Annotated in this window: 7 protein-coding genes; 5 read left to right on the top strand and 2 right to left on the bottom strand. The window is 62.8% G+C overall.

From position 1 onward, the window contains the following. Positions 1-281 (bottom strand): metallophosphoesterase (locus tag ACN0Q0_RS17475; protein ID WP_417244470.1); only part of this gene is annotated, 281 nt, incomplete at its 3' end. A gap of 231 nt (positions 282-512) precedes the next feature. Between ACN0Q0_RS17475 and ACN0Q0_RS17480 the strand changes: the two genes are divergently transcribed. The 4 genes from ACN0Q0_RS17480 to ACN0Q0_RS17495 all read left to right on the top strand — a co-directional run bounded on the left by ACN0Q0_RS17480 (position 513) and on the right by ACN0Q0_RS17495 (position 4809). Further along, positions 513-1790: an ABC transporter substrate-binding protein gene (locus ACN0Q0_RS17480; protein WP_343504936.1), complete on the top strand. Its 1278-nt coding sequence runs from the start codon at positions 513-515 to the stop codon at positions 1788-1790. Between the two features lie 65 nt (positions 1791-1855). Then, positions 1856-3031: an ABC transporter ATP-binding protein gene (locus tag ACN0Q0_RS17485; RefSeq protein WP_417244471.1), complete on the top strand. Its 1176-nt coding sequence runs from the start codon at positions 1856-1858 to the stop codon at positions 3029-3031. Between the two features lie 14 nt (positions 3032-3045). Further along, positions 3046-3915, top strand: a complete 870-nt coding sequence (locus ACN0Q0_RS17490) for a carbohydrate ABC transporter permease (RefSeq protein ID WP_417244472.1) — start codon at positions 3046-3048, stop codon at positions 3913-3915. Positions 3916-3924: 9 nt separating this feature from the next. After that, positions 3925-4809 (top strand): carbohydrate ABC transporter permease, encoded by an 885-nt coding sequence (locus ACN0Q0_RS17495; RefSeq protein ID WP_417244473.1) that lies wholly within the window; start codon positions 3925-3927, stop codon positions 4807-4809. Here ACN0Q0_RS17495 and ACN0Q0_RS17500 read toward each other — a convergent pair. Next, positions 4695-5171 (bottom strand): NUDIX domain-containing protein, encoded by a 477-nt coding sequence (locus ACN0Q0_RS17500; RefSeq protein WP_343504939.1) that lies wholly within the window; start codon positions 5169-5171, stop codon positions 4695-4697. The two genes, ACN0Q0_RS17495 and ACN0Q0_RS17500, sit on opposite strands and share 115 nt — an antisense overlap. 79 nt (positions 5172-5250) lie before the next feature. Here ACN0Q0_RS17500 and ACN0Q0_RS17505 point away from each other — a divergent pair. Then, positions 5251-5717 (top strand): 2-phospho-L-lactate transferase CofD family protein (locus ACN0Q0_RS17505; RefSeq protein WP_417244474.1); only part of this gene is annotated, 467 nt, incomplete at its 3' end.

Below are 5717 nucleotides of genomic sequence, written 5' to 3' on the forward strand. Positions count from 1 at the left end.
GGATGTGCGGGGAACGCTGCGCGGAAATTTTCACGGGCGTCGTGGTTGCCCAGCAGCAGGCGCACGGGCATCGGCAGGTCGGCCAGCAGCTTGCCCAGTTGGGCGTAGGCCAAAGGGTTGCCGTCCTGCGTTAGGTCGCCGGTCAGCACCACCAGGTCGGCATCGGCCTGGCTCTGAACAACGTCGTCGAGCACACGCTTGAGCCGCGCCGAGGGGTCGAGACCATAGAGGGTCTCGCCCGCGGGCATGAGGTGGGTGTCCGTGATGTGGATGATCTTCATGAGGCGTCTCCTTGATGGAGCGCGCCATAGGCAGCTTGCGTAACGGATTTGAGACGCCGCGAAGAATGTGGACGAACTTCATCACGCCTTCATGTGCTTGCCATCAAACCTTTGGAAAACCTTCTCCATTTCGTCGCGCTTCCCCGGCTAGAGAGCCGGCCATGCGCCGGTACCAGCCCCGGGGCAACGGTTTTCAAGGGCCCTATGGCCCCCGTCGCGAAGGAATGCACGATGACCTCGAAATTCATACGGGCCGCTTTGGCCACGCTCGCTCTAGCCGGCACTGCCCATGCCGAAACACAGATCACCTGTCTGACCAACGCCGGTCACCTGACGCGCCAGCACCAGCCGCTGGCCGACATGTTCAATGCCATGCAGAACGATGTGAGAGTAGTATACGCCGCTCCGGCGCAGAACTATTCCGACACGCACCTCAAGCTGATGCGCGCCTCGGCCACCAACACGTTGCCCGATTGCGCGTTCGAGGCCTACAACCAGCTGCCCTCTCTGGCCCGCGCCATGGCCGACCGCGGCCAGATCGCAGACCTGTCCAAGCTGATGAACAAGGAAGAGGCTGGTTGGAAAGACGCGAACTACACCGACCAGATGCTGAGCCTAGGCCAGGTTGACGGCGTGCAGTACGGCATGCCCTTCAACGCCTCGGTTGTACAGTGGTACGTCAACGCCGACCTTCTGAAGCAGGCGGGGGTCGAGGTGGAAGACTTCCCAACCGACTGGGATGGCGTTCTGGAGCTGGCCGCCAAGGTCGATGCGCTTGGCGAAGATATCGACGGCATGTCCTTCGCCGTGGATCAGTGGGGCGATGACTGGATGTTTCAGGTGCTGATTGCTCAACAGGGTGGCCAGATGCTGAACGACGCTGGCGATACGGTGGCCTTCGACCAGGACGAGCGCAGCCTCAAGGCCATGCAGCTGGCCCGCCGCATGGTGACCGAGGGCGGCTACGACCCGCGCACCGACATCGACTCCCAGCTGACCGCCTTTACCTCGGGCAAGATGGGTTTCTACGCGAACTCCCCCGCCTCGGCCAAACTGATGCAAGAACGCGTGGGCGAAGGCTTCGATCTGCGCTCGGTCAAGTTCACCGTCTGGGACGACGCCAACGGTACCCTGCCAACGGGCGGCAACGCCGGCATCATCACCACGCAGGACCCGGAGAAGCAGGCCGCGGTCTGGGAATACCTGAAGTTTCTTACCGGCCCGAAAGGCCAGGAACTAACAGCGAAGAACACCGGCTATCTGCCGACCAATGTTGCCTCGCTTGAAGATGAATACCTCGGCGCCTACTACACGGCCGAACCCTACTTCGCCACGCCGTCGAGCCAGTACGCGCGGGCCGGTGCTTGGTGGGGCTACCCCGGCACCCAGTCCGAGAAGATCTGGCGCGACCAGCGTTCGGTCTTCCGTGCCGTGATGCTGGGCGAGACCTCGCCAGAGGCAGGCGCCGAGGAAGTGAAAGCCATCGCCGTGAAGTTGATGTCGCGCTGATCGCGCAGGTATCCAATGGGCGGGGGCCAGTCATGGCCCCCGCCTGCATTTTACAGGTTCAGGACATGGCACGGCTCACCCTCACCGACATTCAGAAATCCTTTGGCGAAACGCAGGTCCTGAAGGGGATCAGCCTCGACGTGCAGGATGGCGAGTTCCTGTCGCTCGTCGGCGCGTCAGGCTGCGGGAAATCGACCCTTTTGCGGATCATCTCTGGTCTCGAGACTGCCGACAGCGGGCGGATCGAGATCGACGGCGTGGCGGTGGACCAGGCCACACCCAAGGCGCGAAACGTGGCGCTCGTTTTCCAGGACTACGCGCTCTACCCTCATATGAGCGTCGCGCAGAACATGGCGATGCCACTGGTGATGGGCCGCCTGCCAATGCGGGCGCGTCTGCCCGGGGCAAAATGGGTGACCCCTGGCCATTCCCAGACCCGGCGCGAGATCACTTTCAAGGTGCAACAGGTGGCCGAGCAGCTGCGCATCGCGCATCTGCTCGACCGCCGGCCAGCGGCCTTGTCGGGCGGTCAGCGGCAGCGGGTGGCCCTTGGGCGCGCGCTGGTGCGCGATCCCAGCCTCTTTCTGATGGATGAGCCGCTGTCAAACCTCGACGCCAAGCTGCGCGTCGAGGTGCGCCGCGAGATCGTGGATCTGCACCGCAAGTCAGGGCTGACCTTTGTCTACGTCCCCCATGACCAAGTCGAGGCAATGACCATGTCGGACCGCGTGGCGCTTTTGCAGGAGGGACACCTGCTGCAGGTGGGGCCTCCGGGCGCGCTATATGGCGATCCGGCCTCGGTCGACGTGGCACGGTTCATTGGCTCGCCCGAGGTGAACCTGCTCCCGGTACGTGCCGTGGCCGGAGGGCTGCAACTGGCCGGTCAGCGCCTGCCGCTAGCCAGCTGCCAACCCGAAGGCGCCGACCTGATGCTGGGCATCCGACCCGAGGCGATCCGCCTGGCGGGTACTGGGACGGGGCCGTCCATTGGCCTGCAGGTCCTCCGCGGCTGCGTCGAGGATCTGGGCGGTGAACTGGTGGTGCATGGGGCGCTGACCCACGCGCCGGACATTGCCCTGCGCTTGCGCCTGCAAAAGGCACCCGATGCGACCGAGCACCTATTCCTGCCCGAAACTCTCGCGACCGAGGTGCCACTGGGCGCGGTGCTACTTTTCGGGGCCGATGGGCAGCGGTTGCCCATTGATCAGCGCAGCATGGCGCGTGCAGAGGTGCCGGCATGAGAGGGGCAAGCCTATTGCAACGGCGCCAAGCTCGGCTGGCCTATGCGATGGTCGCCCCGGCCAGCCTGCTGATCCTGCTGATCTATATCGGCCCGATGATCGCCGTGGCCCTAGCCTCGGTGACTGACTACACGCTAATCAGCGATTACTGGGAATGGGTCGGTTTCGACAATTACATCCGCATGTTCGGCGACGCGCAATTTAAGAACGCCCTGCGCAACACAGCCATTTACGCGGCGGTCTTCCTGCCCTGCGCCTTCATAATTCCTTTGTGGCTGGCCATAGCGATCCAGAGGCGTAGACAATTTCGCTCGTTCTTCGAGATACTCTATTTCATGCCCGTCACCTCGACCCTGACCGCCATGGCGCTGGTCTGGTCGGCACTCATGGACAGCCGTCAGGGCATCCTGAACGAGTGGCTGGGTAATTTCGGCTTGGGGCCAGTCAACTTCTTGGGCTCGCCCGAAGTGGTACTGTTTTCGCTGGCGGGTATCTCAGTCTGGGCGATCATCGGCTTCAACATGGTGCTCTTCATCGCCGGGCTGACAGCGATTCCGCGCAGCCTCTATGACGCTGCCCGTATCGACGGAGCGGACCACCCCATCGACGAATTCCTGCGTATCACCTGGCCCGCGCTTGCGCCTACCTCGGTCTTCGTGGCCGTCACCTCGTCCATCACGGCGTTCAAGCTGTTCGACACGGTGGCAATCCTGACCCAGGGCCAGCCGGCCCACGCCTCCGAGGTCTTCCTCTACCTGACCTTCCTCGAGGGGTTCGAGTATTTCAACATGGGCTACGCGGCGGCGCTGTCGGTCTTCTTCCTGGGCGTGATCTTTGTCTTCGCCCTGATCCAGACCCTGCTCGCAGACCGGGCCGCACACTGAGGGACGGACATGGCCGATCTGACAACCACCCCTGCCCGCAGCCTGACCGACCGGATCATCGCTGCGCTGTCGCGCGTGACGCCCGGAAGGGTCATCGTGCTGATGATTCTTTTCCTAGGCGCCTGGCTGATGGTGTTTCCCTTCCTTTGGATGGTCTCTTCCAGCCTCAAACCCACGTCTGAGGTCTTCGACAGCGACTTTTCCCTCTGGCCGAAAACCTTTGCGGGCTGGCAGAACTACTATGACGTTCTAGTCGCGCAGCCCTACATCCGCTATCTGACGAACAGCATGATCGTTTGCGTCGGAATACTGGTCGTGCAGTTGGCGACGGCGGTGCCAGCGGCCTATGCGCTGGCAAAACTGAAGTTCCGCGGCTCGACCATCCTGCTAGGCACAGTCATCGCCTGCCTGACGGTGCCGATCAACGTGACCTCGATCCCAATCTACTTAGGCTTGGTCAAGACGGGGCTATTGGACACCTATCTTTCGATGATGTTCCCCTTCCTCGTCTCAGTCTTCGCGATCTTCCTGTTCCGCCAGTTCTTCCGCGCATACCCAGATTCGATCATCCAGGCCGCACGGGTCGACGGCTTCACGGAGATCGAGATCGTGCTGCGCCTGATCTTACCGGCCGCGGTGCCGGCGGCGGCGGCGTTTTCGGTCTTCTCCTTTGTGTCGCACTGGAACGATCTCTACTGGCCGCTTATCGTGGTCCAAAGTCAGGAAAAAATGACTGCGACGCTGTCAATGATGCAGTACCGCTCCACTTTCGACATTAACTATGGCCGAACCTTTGCGGCGGCGACCGTGGTGACGATGCCGATGATACTGGTCTTCCTCTTCGCGCGTCGTGCCTTCGTGCGCGGGATCACCATGTCTGGGGTCAAGGGCTGACCCACCAAGGGCGGGCCTGCACGGCAGCGCCACCCTTGGAGGAATCCGGCGGACCGCATAACGAAGGCGGGCATGGACATGCGTACATGCCCTGGTTCATGCCCGCGCACGCGGCGCTTGTCGCCGCTGAAACGGAACACGTCCGCCACGAAGAAAATGTCTCGCAGCAGGCGGGCCGCCCCGGTCTCTTCGGGGCATTCGCGGGCGACGCAATCCTGCATCGTCTCGCCGGGCTCCTGCCGCCCGTCGGGAAGCATCATGTAGCGCTGGCCGTCCGGCCTCTGCTTGACTTGGACGAGCACGAGAGGTCCCTTCCGGATGACAGCGCGAACTATCGGGCGTATGGAGAGGCCTTCGATCATGAGACCTTACGCTCCGAAGAATATACCAGTCTAAAGGCAGCATGGCTGTCGCATACGACATCCACCCGACGAGAGAGTGATGACCGATATCAGGATCGAGCGCGAGATCAGCCTGCCCGACGCCCTGCGCGTGTCGCGCGCCGCAAGCGCTCCGCACCTTGGTCCGCGGGTTCTGTTCTTCAGCGGTGGTAGCGCGCTGAACGGCATTTCGCGGCAGCTCAAGACCTATACCTTCAACTCGATCCACCTGATCACGCCCTTCGACAGCGGTGGCAGTTCGCAGGTCCTGCGCGGGGCCTTCGATATGCCCGCGGTCGGCGACCTGCGCAGCCGGCTGATGGCGCTGGCGGACGGGACGGTACTGGGCCAACCGGACATCTACGCGCTATTCAGCCACCGGCTGTCGCGCACCGCCCCACAGGAGGAACTGCGCGCTGAGGTCGGGGCGATAATCGAGGGCAAGCACCCGCTGATCTCGGCCATTGCCAAGCCCATGCGGATGCTGATCCGAACCCTGCTCGAGAGCTTCGCAGCGGAGGTGCCGCA

The organism is Celeribacter sp., assembly GCF_048259695.1.
Classification (GTDB): domain Bacteria; phylum Pseudomonadota; class Alphaproteobacteria; order Rhodobacterales; family Rhodobacteraceae; genus Celeribacter.

Coding starts and splice junctions, on each gene's coding strand:
- ACN0Q0_RS17480 (WP_343504936.1), top strand. CDS start 513: ATGACCTCGAAATTCATACGGGCCGCTTTGGCCACGCTCGCTCTAGCC.
- ACN0Q0_RS17485 (WP_417244471.1), top strand. CDS start 1,856: ATGGCACGGCTCACCCTCACCGACATTCAGAAATCCTTTGGCGAAACG.
- ACN0Q0_RS17495 (WP_417244473.1), top strand. CDS start 3,925: ATGGCCGATCTGACAACCACCCCTGCCCGCAGCCTGACCGACCGGATC.
- ACN0Q0_RS17500 (WP_343504939.1), bottom strand. CDS start 5,171: ATGATCGAAGGCCTCTCCATACGCCCGATAGTTCGCGCTGTCATCCGG.